Raw genomic sequence first — 12,909 nt, forward strand, 5'->3', positions numbered from 1 at the left:
TCACCAAACCATAAGACCGCGGCCGACGCCATCGGCACCGCCCCGCAGGAAACCCAAAATCGCCGCCGCCACGACGGCTGCGACAAACCCGTCCAGGCGATCCAGCAGCCCGCCATGGCCGGGAATGATGTGGCTCGAATCCTTGACGCCGAAACGCCGCTTTACCGCGGATTCGAAGAGGTCGCCAAGTTGGGAAATCACAGACAGAAACGCCCCTAAAGCCAACAGGGGCGCGGCTTTTCCGGCGCCGGCGGCGGCAAATGCCCCGCCCACGGCGAGGCTGCCGAAGAAGCCGCCGATGGCGCCCGCCCAGGTCTTTTTCGGGCTGACCTTGGGCCACAGCTTTGGGCCGCCAATGCCGCGGCCGGCAAAATAGCCGCCGATATCGGCCGCCCAGACCACCAAGAGGACGAAGAACAACGCGGCGAAGCCGCTCGCCGTATCCTGGCGCACCAGCACCGAGCCAGTCTCCGCGGCGGCGGCATAGAGAAATCCGGTCGCCGACCAGTTGCGACGCTCCGGCGACAGCAACGCGACGGCAACGAGGCCGACAGCGAGCACGATCAGCGCGGCATCGAGCCGTCCGGCGACCAAGCAGATACCAGCAATGGCCAAAGCGGCGACGCCGGGCACCGTCGCGCGCATCTGGCGCGCAAGGCCGACGATCGCAAGCCATTCCACATAGAGCCCGATCGCGGCGAGCGTGACCAGCAGCGCCCACAGCCATCCGCCGGCCCAGGCGATGGCAATCGCCGCCGGCGCCAGCACCACGGCTGCGAGCACCCGCATCAGAAGATTGCGCGACCCCTGCTCGGCTGGTGCCGCAGGCGCGGCATCGCCCTCGGTCACGAGCCAGTTTTCGCAACGAGGCCGCCGAAACGGCGCTCGCGGCGCGCGTATTCGGCGATGGCGCTTTCCAGCGCGGCCTTGTCGAAATCAGGCCAGTGGATCGGCACGAACACCAGCTCGCTATAGGCAGCCTGCCACATCAGGAAGTTCGACAGCCGCTGCTCGCCGCTGGTGCGGATGATCAGATCGGGATCCGGAATATCGGGCGCATCGAGATACTGGCCGAGCGTATCGGCGTCGATCGATGCGGGATCGCGCTTGCCCTCCGCGGCCTCGCGGGCCAGCCGCTGCGCGGCCTTGGCGATTTCCTGGCGCGAACCGTAGTTGAAGGCGACGACGAGATTGAGGCGCGTGTTGTCGCGCGTCAGTTCCTCGGCCTCGTTGAGCAGCGCGCAAATGTCGGGCTCGAGCCCTTCGCGCTCACCGATCACGCGTACCCGCACGCCGTCGCGATGCAGCGTCGCCAGGTCATTGCGGATGAAACGGCGAAGCAGGCCGAAGAGATCGCCGATCTCGGTGGCCGGACGCGACCAGTTCTCGGAAGAGAAGGAGAAGATCGTGAGATAGACGATGCCGAGTTCGTGCGCGGCGCGCACCACGCGGCGCAGCGCCTCGACGCCGCGGCGATGGCCTTCCGCCCGCGGCAGGCCGCGCGCGGCCGCCCAGCGCCCGTTCCCGTCCATGATGATCGCGACATGGAGGGGATAGCCGGAGCGATCCGGTCCATCGGTTGCGGGGGCGGCGGCGTTCGTCATCGCTCCATACCTAAACCGTGAGGATTTCCTTTTCCTTAGCCGCCAGCAACGCGTCGATCTCGGAAATCGTGCCGTCGGTCGCTTTCTGCACGTCGTGGGAGAGACGTTCCTGGTCGTCCTCGGAGATTTCGTGATTCTTTTCGAGCTTCTTGACGATATCGAGTCCGTCCCGGCGAACGTGGCGAACCGCCACGCGTGCCGCCTCGGCATATTTGTGCGCGACCTTCACCAGCTCCTTGCGGCGATCGGCGTTGAGTTCGGGGACGCGCAGCCGCAGCACCTGGCCTTCGGTTGCGGGAGACAGGCCAAGGTTTGAATCCACGATCGCTTTTTCAACCGCCTTGACCAGGGATTTGTCCCAGACCTGCACAGAAAGCAGGCGCGGCTCGGGCACGCTGATGGTCGCGACCTGGTTGAGCGGCATGTGACTGCCATAGGCGTCGACCTGGACCGGCTCCAGCATGGACGCAGCCGCGCGTCCCGTGCGCAAGCCGCCCAGTTCATGCTTGAGCGCCTGGGTGGCGCCTTGCATGCGGCGCTTCAATTCGTTGATGTCGAAACCAGGTGTGGGCATAAGCCTCTCCCTCTTCACAGAATTTGCCGTCGCCCGGTTGCGGGGGTCGACGGCAGCCGCCGTTAGCCAGCGACAATCGTGCCGTGGCCGGCGCCACGCAGAATTGCGCCGATCGAACCCGGTTCGGCGATCGAGAACACGATGATAGGCAGCGACGTCTCCCGGGCAAGCGCGAATGCGGTTGCATCCATCACCTTGTAGCCACCCTCGATCGCCTGTGAATGGGTCAGGCGGTCGAAACGCCTGGCCGCCGGGTCTTTCTTGGGATCGGCGCTGTAGACGCCGTCGACATTGGTGGCCTTGAGCACCGCATGGGCGCCGATTTCGGCCGCCCGGAGCACGGCGGTGGTGTCGGTCGTGAAGAAGGGATTGCCGGTGCCGCCGCCGAGCAGCACGATGCGGCCTTCCGCCAGGTATTTGTGCGCCGCACTGCGGGTGAACAGCTCGGAAATCTCGGGCATCACGAAGGCCGACAGCGTCCGCGCCGGCGTACCCTTGCGCTCGATAGCGGCCTCGAGCGCGAGGCAATTCATCATGGTGGCCAGCATGCCCATGGTGTCGCCGGTCGGGCGCGACACGCCGCGGGAGGAGACTTCCACGCCGCGGACGATATTGCCGCCGCCGACCACGACCGCAACTTCCGTGCCGAGCTTCTGGGCCGCGATCACCTCGCCGGCGATCCGGTCGACGGTCGGCTGGTCGATGCCAAAGGAGTTCGAGCCTGCGAGATACTCGCCCGAAAGCTTGACCACGACGCGACGATAGACCGGCTCAGCCATTAGCGTATCGCTTTCTTCTCCCGCGCAGGTCCGCCCTCCCGGCGCGGCTGCGCCGGGAAAAGGCGCCGGCCGGCGGTTACTTCTTGCCGCTGGCTGCCGCGACTTCGGCCGCGAAATCGGATTCCTGCTTCTCGATTCCCTCGCCGAGAGCATAGCGCACAAAGCCGGCAATCTTCACGGGTCCGCCGACCTTGCCCTCAGCTTCCTTCACCGCCTGCGCCACCGATTTGCCGGTGTCGTGGATGAAGGCCTGCTCGAGCAGGCAGACTTCCTTGTAGTAAGTCTTGAGGCCGGACTCGACGATCTTCTCGATCACGTTCTCGGGCTTGCCCTGCTGGCGGTACTTGTCGGCCAGCACGTCCTTTTCGCGCTTGACCAGCTCAGGATCGAGCCCGGCCGGATCCAGCGCCTGCGGATTGGCAGCCGCGACATGCATCGCGAGCTGACGGCCGAGCGCCGCAAGCTCGTCGGCCTTGCCGGCGGATTCCAGCGCGACGAGCACGCCCATCTTGCCGGCGCCCTCGATCACCGCACCGTGGACGTAGCTCGACACCACGCCCTGGCCGACTTCGAGCGAAGCGGCGCGGCGCAGCGACATGTTCTCCCCGATGGTGGCGATGGCGTCGGAAATCGCGGTCTCCACGGTGACGCTGCCGACCTTGGCGGCCTTGATCTTCTCGACATCGGTGCCGGCGTCGAGCGCGACCTGGGCGATCATCTTGACGAGACCCTGGAACTGGCCGTTGCGGGCGACGAAATCGGTCTCCGAATTGACCTCGACAACCACGCCCTTGTTGCCCTTGGTCAGCGCACCGATCAGGCCTTCGGCCGCGACGCGGCCGGCCTTCTTGGCGGCCTTGGAAAGACCCTTCTTGCGCAGCCAGTCCTGGGCCGCCGTCATGTCGCCGGCGGTCTCGGTGAGCGCCGCCTTGCAGTCCATCATGCCCGCGCCGGTGGACTCGCGGAGATCCTTGACCATCGCAGCAGTGATCGTAGTCATTGCTAAACGTCCTTCTTGCCTGTCAGGGCGGTTGCCGCGCGGCCCAAGACCTCGCCAGCATGCGCCGCAGGGAATGCGTCAGTTGAGAAACGAAGCGGCGGCCGGGAGGCCCGGCCACACGTTGAGACCGTCGAATTATTCCGCTTCCGCGGTGAGCGCCTTGGCCTTGGCGACCCAGGCATCGGCGCGGCTGGAAAGCCCGACTTCTTCGCCGATCTTGTGCGCGGTGTCGTGATCGAGCTCGGCGAGCTGCCAGTAGTGGAAGATGCCGAGGTCGTTGAACTTCTTCTCGATCGCGCCGGACACGCCGGGCAGCTTCTTGAGATCGTCGGCAGGTCCGCGCGGACCGGCCAGGCCCTGGAAGCCGGAAGCGGCCGCCGGGATTTCCTCCTGCACGGGCTTGGCTGCGGCACCGACGTCGATGCCGGCATCGCCTTGCGCACGCGAAATGCCGTCGATGACCGCGCGGGCCACCAGATCGCAATACAGCGAGATGGCGCGGCCGGCGTCGTCATTGCCCGGCACCACATAGGTGATGCCCTTGGGATCGGAATTGGTGTCGACGATGGCGGCAACGGGGATATTGAGCCGCTGCGCTTCCTGGATCGCGATGTCTTCCTTGTTGGTATCGATCACGAAGATCATGTCGGGCAGGCCGCCCATGTCCTTGATGCCGCCGAGCGAACGGTCGAGCTTGTCGCGCTCGCGCTGCAGGGTCAGCCGCTCCTTTTTGGTGTAGGAGCTGGCTTCGCCCGAAGCGAGCACTTCATCGAGGTGACGCAGGCGCTTGATAGAGCCCGAGATGGTGCGCCAGTTGGTCAGCGTGCCGCCGAGCCAGCGCGAATTGACGAAATACTGCGCCGAGCGCTTCGCCGCTTCGGCCACGCCGTCCTGCGCCTGCCGCTTGGTGCCGACGAACAGCACGCGGCCGCCCTTGGCCACGGTGTCGCTGACGGCCTGCAGCGCACGGTGCAGCATCGGCACGGTCTGCGCGAGGTCGATGATGTGGATGTTGTTGCGGGCGCCGAAAATGTACTCGGACATTTTCGGATTCCAGCGGTGGGATTGGTGGCCGAAATGCACGCCAGCTTCGAGCAGCTGACGCATGGTGAATTCAGGTAGCGCCATAGTGATAGTTCTCCGGTTGGTTCCTCCGGAAACGTGTGAGCAAACGAGCCTTGTCGGCCCGGCTGCCACCGGACGGCCTTGATGAGCCATGTTTCCGTGTGAGATGGCGCGCTATATAGCGCGATTTCGGCCAGAAGCAAGGAAAATGGGCCGGATTTGGGAGCCGATCCGGCCTCTGCGGCAGCCAAAACGGCTTTTTTGATCCCTGGAGGGGCCCCTACCGGCCTTCCCAAGCCCCGTTCCGCTATTGCGCCAGCCGGAGCTCGGCAAGCGCAATCTTCGCGGTCGCCTCATCCAGCGGGAAAAAGTCGACCGGCCCCGGATTTTGATTCCCCGAGGTCACAACGGAAGCTGCTACCACACCGGCAATTCCGCCAAGGATGGCGCCTCCCGCAACCGCATCGTGCCGCTCGCTGGATCGGGCAACGAAACAATAGATGCGGCCGGATTGCGTGGTGAAGTCACGCCTGGTTTCGCCTGGAAACAGGGCTTCGCTGGCGACGAGTTGATGCGGGCCCGCCGGCCGATCCGCATAAGCGTAGGTGCCTACGATCACCTTGCCGATCGGCTCTCCGTCGAGCTTCATCTCGCAGGCGCAAGCGTTCAGCCCCAGGTTCTTGCTCTTTTCCTGAAACACTACGATGCGCGAATGTCCTGCCCCTGGCGGACCAATTTTCTGGGCGACGGCTGCGTATTCAGTACCAGGCCCGCCAGTCATGCAACCGGACAATAGAATCGCGGCTGCCAGCAACAACACCCCACCACGCCGAAACATCACGCTCCCCGAACTCTCGTCCCCGCGCGACAATAAGCAAAATCGCCGCGAGGTTGCAACCCCGAGTTCAACCTACCTCAGGCTTCGCGAGCACCTCGACCAGGCTCTATTGGCGCGCCTTCGGCTTGAAAACGCTGTCGTTGTGAAGCAACGGCTGGCGGTTCTCGATGCACCAAGTGCCGTTCAGGAGATCGATGGTCTTGCGGACGGTGATGCCGAGCCGGTGCACTACCGTACTCGCAGATCTGAAGGACGCTACAGCGTCTGCACGTCCACCACCCCCGCCACCGCCTTCAACGCGCCGGCGATCTGCGGCGAGACCTTGTAGCGGCCGGGCAGCTTCATCTCGATCTCGGTCTCGAGGTCCAGCATCAGCACCAGCGAGACGTCGCCATCGGAACCGCCGGCCGGCGCCGGCGTGGGTTTCGATTGCGGGGTGCGCGCGGGTCCGCCGTTGGTCGCAGCGGCTTCCGGCATGTTGAGGCGGCGCGCGATGGAATCCAGCGGCCTGGTGTCGCGCAGGAAGATGCGCAGGCCCTTTTGCGTCTTGGCAGCGGCGTCATCGAGCGGTTCGGCGTGCAGCACGCGGGCGCGGACGTCCTCACCCTGCAATTCGGCGCCGAGTTGCAGCAGCACGGCAGCGCCCGGCTCCAGCACCTCGCGATATTGCGCCAGGCCCTCGGAGAACAGCACGGCCTCGAAATGGCCGGTCGGGTCCGACAGGCCCATGATGCCCATCTTGTTGCCGGTCTTGGTGCGCCGCTCCATGCGCGAGACCACGGTGGCCGCGACCTTCCCCGCCGTCGCGCCGGTCTTCACCGCGCGGGAGAATTCGGCCCAGCTCTGCACCCGCAGCCGCTTCAGCACGGTCGCGTAATCGTCGAGCGGATGGCCGGAGAGAAAGAAGCCGATCGCATCATACTCGCGCCGCAGCCGCTCCGCCGGCAGCCACGGCTCGATCTGCGGCAGCACGATGGACGGCGCATCGGCCGCGCTGCCGAACATGTCGTTCTGGCCTGAACTGGCCGCCTCATGGCTGCGCTGGCAGGCCGCCAGCATGGCGTCGGCGCCGGCAAAGACGCGCGCCCGGTTCGGCTCGATCGTATCGAATGCACCGGCGGCGGCGAGACTTTCGAGAATGCGCTTGTTGATGGCACGCGGGCTGACGCGCGCGGCAAAATCGGCAAGCGAGGTGAACGCGCCCTTCTTCCGTTCCTCGACGATCAGCTCGACGGCGTGCGGGCCGACGCCCTTCAGCGCGGCGAGCGCGTAGTAGATCGTGCCGTCACCGACCTCGAAAGTGGCGCCGGAGCGGTTGATGTTGGGCGCTTCGACCTTGATGCCGAGCCGCTGCGCCTCGGAACGAAATTCGCTGAGCTTGTCGGTGTTGTTGAGATCGAGCGTCATCGAGGCCGCGATGAACTCGACCGGATAATGCGCCTTCATATAGGCGGTGTGGTAGGACACCAGCGCATAGGCCGCGGCATGGCTCTTGTTAAAGCCGTAGTCGGCGAATTTTGCCAGCAGCTCGAAGATCGTCTCCGCCTGCCCTTTAGGCACGTTGTTCTTGACCGCACCGGCGACAAAGACCGCACGCTGCTTCTCCATCTCGGCGCGGATCTTCTTGCCCATGGCGCGGCGCAAGAGGTCGGCGTCGCCGAGCGAATAGCCGGCCATCACCTGCGCGATCTGCATCACCTGTTCCTGGTAGATGATGACGCCGAAGGTCTCCTTCAGGATCGGCTCCAGCATCGGATGCAGATATTCCGGCTCCTCGTCGCCATGCTTGCGCGCGCAATAGGTCGGGATGTTCGCCATCGGACCCGGACGATAGAGCGCCACCAGCGCGATGATGTCCTCGAAACGGTCGGGCCGCATGTCGACCAGCGCGCGTCGCATGCCCTGGCTTTCAACCTGGAACACGCCGACCACGTCGCCGCGCGCCAGCATCTGGTAACTCGGGGCATCGTCGAGCGGCAGCGTGGCGAGATCGACGTGAATGTTGCGCTGCTTGAGCAGCTTCACGGCAACATCGAGCACCGTGAGCGTCTTCAGGCCGAGGAAGTCGAACTTGACGAGCCCTGCGGGCTCCACCCACTTCATGTTGAACTGGGTGACGGGCATATCGGACTTGGGATCGCGATAGAGCGGCACCAGCTCGCTGAGCGGCCGGTCGCCGATCACGATGCCGGCGGCGTGGGTCGAAGCGTGCCGGGTCAGCCCCTCGAGGCGCTGGGCGATGTCGAAGGCGCGCGCCACCACCGGATCCTCGTCGCGAAACGCCTGCAGCTTCGGCTCGCCGGCAATGGCGGCCGCCAGCGTCACCGGCGCGGCCGGATTTTGCGGCACGAGTTTTGTGAGCTTGTCGACCTGCCCGTAGGGCATCTGCAGCACGCGCCCGACATCGCGCAGCACGCCACGCGCCTGCAGCGTGCCGAAGGTGATGATCTGCGCGACCTGATCGCGGCCATAGCGCTCCTGCACGTAGGAGATGACCTCGCCGCGACGGTCCTGGCAGAAGTCGATGTCGAAGTCCGGCATCGACACGCGCTCGGGATTGAGGAAGCGCTCGAACAGCAGACCAAAGCGGATCGGGTCGAGATCGGTGATGGTGAGCGCATAAGCGACCAGCGAGCCTGCGCCGGAGCCGCGCCCCGGCCCCACCGGAATGCCCTTCGACTTCGCATGCTTGATGAAGTCGGCCACGATCAGGAAGTAGCCCGCATAGTTCATGCGCATGATGACGTCGAGCTCGAACGCCAGCCGCTTGCGGTAGTCCTCCTCCGTGGTGCCCTGCGACAGACCATGCACCCGCAGGCGGTTGGCGAGGCCCTCCTCTGCCTGGCGGCGCAATTCCTGGTTCTCGGCTTCCTGCGCGTTGGCGTCGGCGCCGACGGTGAAGCGCGGCAGGATCGGCTTGCGCGTCATCGGCCGGAACGAGCAGCGCTCGGCGATCTCGACGGTGGAGGCGAGCGCCTCGGGAATGTCGGCGAACAGCACGGCCATTTCGGCGCGCGTCTTGAAGCGGTGGTCGGGCGTGAGCTGGTCGCGGTCGGTCTCGGCGATCAGCCGGCCGCCGGCGATGCAGAGCAGCGCGTCGTGGGCTTCATAGTCGTCATTGCCGGCAAAATACGGCTCGTTGGTCGCAACCAGCGGCAGGCCTTTGGCATAGGCGAGATCGATCAGTCCGCTTTCGATGCGGCGCTCTTTGTCCATGCCATGGCGCTGCAGCTCGACATAGAGACGGTCGCCGAACGCGCCTGCCAGCAACCCGCAGCGCGCCGCCGCCAGCTCCGTATTCCCTGCACTGAGCGCCGTGGAAATTGGCCCGTCCGGCCCGCCCGTCAGCGCGATGATATCTTCGGCTTCGCCCTCGAGCCAATCCAGCTTGATGTGCGGCGCCTGGTGCACCGGCGTTTCGAGAAAGGCGCGGGAATTGAGCCGCATCAGGCTGCGATAGCCGCGCTCGCGCGCGGCAAGCAGCACGATCCGCGAGGGTTGGGCGGCATGCGCATTGCGCGCATTGGGATCCTGGTCGCCGAAATCGACGGCGAGTTCGAGGCCGACGATCGGCTGGATGCCATAGCCCGCCATCTTGTCGGAGAATTCCAGCGCCCCGAACATGTTGTCGGTGTCGGTCAGCGCCAGCGCCGGCTGGCGATCCGCCTTGGCGAGCTCGCCGAGCTTGGCGATCTTGATCGAGCCCTTCAGCAGCGAATAGGCGGAATGGACATGGAGATGGACGAATCCGGCACTGGGCATAGAACGGTCTTGGGCTCGCGTCTGGCGGTGGGAGCGATCGCGCAGCCGGTTCCAGCCGGCGACTCGCGAAGCGATGGTGAAGGCTTGGACATTACGAGTCCACGCGAAAGCCCGAGGGGTCGCCACCCGTCCCGCTTTTCCCCAACGGGAACGCCATCAGAGCTGGGTAAAGAGCTGCGCCCAAACCGCGATCATCCCGACGAACAGCGTCAGCGACGCCAGAGCTGCGGCTTCTTCCACGAAAATCTTGAGCATGCCCGCCTCCATGACTGGAACATATGCGGAACATTGTTCTAGTTTTGTTCCGACGGTCAAGGCCAAAAATGGAGCCACAATCGGCTGGGTTAACAAACCGTTGCGCCGCTAGGACTGGGGTCGTTCGAGAAGGTGAGTTGACGAAAACCTGACGGCCCGGCTTGGTGGTTCGGGAGAATCGCACCGTGCGGTTTCGCGATTGCCTTAACGGAGATTTCCATGCGCCTCCCCATCTTGCTGTTCGCGACCGCCTGTGCCGCCTTTGCCGCCGCTCCCGCGCAGGCCGTCGGAACGCGCTACCCGTTTTGCATCACCGGCGAGGACCAGCCCGGCCTGAGCAATTGCACGTTCACCAGCTACGAACAGTGCGCGGCGACCGCGTCGGGAAGGTTTCTGTCCTGCATTCCCAATCCCTATTACGTTCCCGAAGGGGACGCCCCACCGCCCGCCGCCTATGGCCGATCTGTACCTCCGCCGCCACCCCCGCCAGGCTATCGCCGGTACTGACCGTACAATTCGCGCACATCATCGTTCATCCAGCGAACGTGAATTGACGTTAGCCGAGGGCGGCTGTCTGCTCGCCTTACTGGGGCATAGATCAGCAATCCCGAGGGAGCTTCCAATGCGCGCGATGATTTCAACCCTGCTGGTGCTTGGTGCCGCCACTGCAGCCGCGCCGGCGAGCGCGCAAACCTATGGCGCGGGTTATCCGGTGTGCCTGCACGCCTACGGGCCCGTCACCTATTATGATTGCGGCTACACCTCGATCTCGCAATGCAATGCGTCGGCATCCGGACGCGCCGCGCAGTGTGTGCCGAACCCCTATCTCGCGCACGCGGCAGTTCCGCCGATCTCCAGGCGGACGCGCAGCCCTTACTGAAGTTCAGTCCAGTTCGACGACCCGACCCTCGGCCAGCGATACGCGCCGGTCCATGCGGTTGGCGAGTTCCATGTTGTGGGTTGCGATCAGCATCGCCACGCGCGTAGCCCGCACCAGCTGCATCAGCGCGTTGAACACGTGGTCGGCCGTATGCGGGTCGAGATTACCGGTCGGCTCGTCCGCCAACAGCGCCCGCGGCGCATTGGCCACCGCGCGCGCGATTGCCACCCGTTGCTGTTCGCCGCCCGAGAGCTCCGCCGGCCGGTGATTGACGCGGTCGCCCAGCCCCAGATAGGTCAGGATCTCGGTCGAGCGCTTGATGGTCTCGATGCGCTTCAGGCCGCGGATCATCTGCGGCAGCATGACGTTTTCAAGCGCGGTGAATTCCGGCAGCAGCCGATGCGACTGGTAGACGAAGCCGATGTCGGAGCGGCGGATCTGGGTGCGGTCGGCGTCGGAGAGCTGCGAGGTTGGCGTACCCCCGACATAGACCTCACCGTCATCGGGCGATTCCAGGAGGCCCGCAATGTGCAGCAGCGTGGACTTGCCCGAACCCGACGGCGCCACCAGCGCCACCGACTGTCCCGCCCACAGAGCGAGCTTGGCGCCGTCGAGAATGGTCAGCGTGGCTTCGCCCTGACGGTATTGCCGCCTGATCTCGTGAAGATAAATGACCGGTACGTCGTCCGCCCCCTGCTCCATCTGCCCCTCACTCGTACCGGAGCGCGTCGACGGGATCGAGGCGCGCTGCGCGCCAGGACGGATAGAGCGTGGCGAGGAAGGACAGCGTCAGCGCCATCACGACCACCGCGGTGGTCTCGCCGAAATCGACCTCGGCCGGCAGCCGCGACAGGAAATACAGCTCCGGCGAGAACAATTCGGTATTGGTCAGCCAGGACAGGAAGCGCCGGATCGATTCGATGTTCATGCAAATCAGGAGGCCGACGAAGAACCCCGTGAGCGTGCCGACCACCCCGATCGCGGCGCCCGTGATCAGGAACACCCGCATGATCGAGCCCTGCGAAGCGCCCATGGTGCGCAGGATGGCGATGTCCTGCCCCTTGTCCTTCACCAGCATGATCAGGCCGGAGACGATGTTGAGCGCCGCCACCAGCACGATCATGGTCAGGATCAGGAACATCACGTTGCGCTCGACCTGCAGGGCGTTGAAGAAGGTCGAATTGCGCTGGCGCCAGTCGACGAGGAATACCGGCCGGCCGGCGGCTTCCGTCACCAGCTTGCGGAAATTGTCGATTCTGTCGGGATTGGAAGTGAACACCTCGATCGCGGTAACGTCGTTGTTGCGGTTGAAATAGGCCTGCGATTCCGGCAGCGGCATGAAGACGAAGCCGGCGTCGTATTCGGACATGCCGATCTCGAACACGGCGGCGATCTTGTAGGGTTTTATGCGCGGCGTGGTTCCCATCGGGGTTACCGCACCGCGCGGGGCGACCAGCGTGATGCTGTCGCCGGCATGCAGCGACAGCTGGTCGGCGAGCCGCCGGCCGATCGCCACGCCCTGCCCCTCGTCAAAGCCCTCGAGCGAACCCTGCCTGATGTTCTTGGCGATGGAGGTGAGGTTGTTCAGGTCCTCCGCGCGCATGCCGCGGACCAGCACGCCGGAAGCGTTGAAGGCCGAGGACGCCAGCGCCTGGCCGTCCACCACCGGCGCGGCGAGCCGGACGCCCTGCACCTGGCTGACGCGGTCGGCGACGTCCTTCCAGTCGGTCAGCGGCGACTCCAGCGGCTGCACCAGCAGATGGCCGTTGAGGCCCAAAATCTTGTCCAGGAGTTCCTTGCGGAAGCCGTTCATCACGGCCATCACGATGATCAGCGTGGCAACGCCGAGCATGATGCCGAGGAACGAGAAGCCGGCAATGACGGAGATGAATCCTTCCTTGCGGCGCGCCCGCAGATAGCGTCCCGACAGCAGCCACTCGAATGGCGCAAAAGGTGCGGTGCGTTGCGGCTCTGTCATGGTCTCATCCATAGCTTGATAATCCCATGATTCGGGCCAAATGTGGCCGCAATGGCCCGCGCGCGGTGTATAATGAACGCCCGGAGCCCCGGTTCTGACTGGATCAGAACCGAAGCTCCGGATTCTTGATTTGACGCGTTTTCTTCACGCGAACCGGTATCCACTTCGCTCCAA

13 protein-coding genes are annotated in these 12,909 nt (G+C 64.9%); 2 read left to right on the top strand and 11 right to left on the bottom strand.

Features of this window, described 5'->3' with window-relative positions:
• The 9 genes from HZB49_RS10325 to dnaE form a co-directional block, all read right to left on the bottom strand.
• Complete coding sequence (locus tag HZB49_RS10325; protein ID WP_291610755.1) at window positions 1–849, bottom strand: phosphatidate cytidylyltransferase; 849 nt, start codon at window positions 847–849, stop codon at window positions 1–3.
• Complete coding sequence (locus HZB49_RS10330; protein WP_291610757.1) at window positions 846–1,604, bottom strand: isoprenyl transferase; 759 nt, start codon at window positions 1,602–1,604, stop codon at window positions 846–848. Before HZB49_RS10330 ends, HZB49_RS10325 begins: the two co-directional genes overlap by 4 nt.
• A 10-nt stretch (window positions 1,605–1,614) precedes the next feature.
• Entirely contained in the window at window positions 1,615–2,178 is a 564-nt protein-coding gene (gene frr, locus HZB49_RS10335) for a ribosome recycling factor (RefSeq protein WP_291610759.1), read from the bottom strand.
• A 62-nt stretch (window positions 2,179–2,240) separates the two neighbouring features.
• Window positions 2,241–2,957, bottom strand: coding sequence for a UMP kinase (pyrH, locus tag HZB49_RS10340; protein WP_291610760.1), 717 nt, complete (start codon window positions 2,955–2,957; stop codon window positions 2,241–2,243).
• Window positions 2,958–3,033: 76 nt separating this feature from the next.
• Window positions 3,034–3,957: a translation elongation factor Ts gene (gene tsf, locus HZB49_RS10345; RefSeq protein WP_291610761.1), complete on the bottom strand. Its 924-nt coding sequence runs from the start codon at window positions 3,955–3,957 to the stop codon at window positions 3,034–3,036.
• A 135-nt stretch (window positions 3,958–4,092) separates the two neighbouring features.
• The gene (locus HZB49_RS10350) at window positions 4,093–5,085 is read right to left on the bottom strand and encodes a 30S ribosomal protein S2 (RefSeq protein ID WP_291610762.1); all 993 of its coding nucleotides are present in this window, start codon (window positions 5,083–5,085) and stop codon (window positions 4,093–4,095) included.
• A gap of 244 nt (window positions 5,086–5,329) precedes the next feature.
• Window positions 5,330–5,860, bottom strand: coding sequence for a DUF2846 domain-containing protein (locus HZB49_RS10355; protein WP_291610763.1), 531 nt, complete (start codon window positions 5,858–5,860; stop codon window positions 5,330–5,332).
• 106 nt (window positions 5,861–5,966) lie between these two features.
• Window positions 5,967–6,089, bottom strand: coding sequence for a hypothetical protein (locus HZB49_RS10360; RefSeq protein WP_291610764.1), 123 nt, complete (start codon window positions 6,087–6,089; stop codon window positions 5,967–5,969).
• 26 nt (window positions 6,090–6,115) lie between these two features.
• Window positions 6,116–9,622 (bottom strand): DNA polymerase III subunit alpha, encoded by a 3,507-nt coding sequence (gene dnaE, locus HZB49_RS10365; protein WP_291610766.1) that lies wholly within the window; start codon window positions 9,620–9,622, stop codon window positions 6,116–6,118.
• Between the two features lie 474 nt (window positions 9,623–10,096).
• On the opposite strand from dnaE, the gene HZB49_RS10370 reads away from it, so the two are divergent.
• Together HZB49_RS10370 and HZB49_RS10375 are read left to right on the top strand one after the other, a co-directional pair.
• Window positions 10,097–10,384 carry a DUF3551 domain-containing protein gene (locus HZB49_RS10370; RefSeq protein ID WP_291610768.1) on the top strand — a complete coding sequence of 96 codons (288 nt, stop codon included), beginning with the start codon at window positions 10,097–10,099 and terminating at the stop codon, window positions 10,382–10,384.
• Window positions 10,385–10,499: 115 nt separating this feature from the next.
• On the top strand, window positions 10,500–10,757 hold the full coding sequence (locus HZB49_RS10375; RefSeq protein ID WP_291610770.1) for a DUF3551 domain-containing protein: 258 nt from the start codon (window positions 10,500–10,502) through the stop codon (window positions 10,755–10,757).
• Between the two features lie 3 nt (window positions 10,758–10,760).
• On the opposite strand, the gene HZB49_RS10380 is transcribed toward HZB49_RS10375, so the two are convergent.
• Both HZB49_RS10380 and HZB49_RS10385 read right to left on the bottom strand, forming a co-directional pair.
• Window positions 10,761–11,459 carry an ABC transporter ATP-binding protein gene (locus HZB49_RS10380; RefSeq protein ID WP_291610772.1) on the bottom strand — a complete coding sequence of 233 codons (699 nt, stop codon included), beginning with the start codon at window positions 11,457–11,459 and terminating at the stop codon, window positions 10,761–10,763.
• Between the two features lie 7 nt (window positions 11,460–11,466).
• A complete protein-coding gene (locus HZB49_RS10385; RefSeq protein ID WP_291610774.1) occupies window positions 11,467–12,747 on the bottom strand; it encodes a lipoprotein-releasing ABC transporter permease subunit in 1,281 nt (426 codons plus the stop codon).
• Window positions 12,748–12,909 lie beyond the last annotated feature (162 nt).

This window comes from Bradyrhizobium sp. (assembly GCF_016219575.1).
In the GTDB taxonomy this organism is placed as follows: Bacteria; Pseudomonadota; Alphaproteobacteria; order Rhizobiales; family Xanthobacteraceae; genus Bradyrhizobium.

Bases quoted from the DNA above. Each gene is read 5' to 3' on its own strand.
- HZB49_RS10330 (WP_291610757.1), bottom strand. From the start codon at position 1,604: ATGACGAACGCCGCCGCCCCCGCAACCGATGGACCGGATCGCTCCGGC.
- frr (WP_291610759.1), bottom strand. From the start codon at position 2,178: ATGCCCACACCTGGTTTCGACATCAACGAATTGAAGCGCCGCATGCAA.
- pyrH (WP_291610760.1), bottom strand. From the start codon at position 2,957: ATGGCTGAGCCGGTCTATCGTCGCGTCGTGGTCAAGCTTTCGGGCGAG.
- tsf (WP_291610761.1), bottom strand. From the start codon at position 3,957: ATGACTACGATCACTGCTGCGATGGTCAAGGATCTCCGCGAGTCCACC.
- HZB49_RS10350 (WP_291610762.1), bottom strand. From the start codon at position 5,085: ATGGCGCTACCTGAATTCACCATGCGTCAGCTGCTCGAAGCTGGCGTG.
- HZB49_RS10355 (WP_291610763.1), bottom strand. From the start codon at position 5,860: ATGTTTCGGCGTGGTGGGGTGTTGTTGCTGGCAGCCGCGATTCTATTG.
- dnaE (WP_291610766.1), bottom strand. From the start codon at position 9,622: ATGCCCAGTGCCGGATTCGTCCATCTCCATGTCCATTCCGCCTATTCG.
- HZB49_RS10370 (WP_291610768.1), top strand. From the start codon at position 10,097: ATGCGCCTCCCCATCTTGCTGTTCGCGACCGCCTGTGCCGCCTTTGCC.
- HZB49_RS10375 (WP_291610770.1), top strand. From the start codon at position 10,500: ATGCGCGCGATGATTTCAACCCTGCTGGTGCTTGGTGCCGCCACTGCA.
- HZB49_RS10380 (WP_291610772.1), bottom strand. From the start codon at position 11,459: ATGGAGCAGGGGGCGGACGACGTACCGGTCATTTATCTTCACGAGATC.
- HZB49_RS10385 (WP_291610774.1), bottom strand. From the start codon at position 12,747: ATGGATGAGACCATGACAGAGCCGCAACGCACCGCACCTTTTGCGCCA.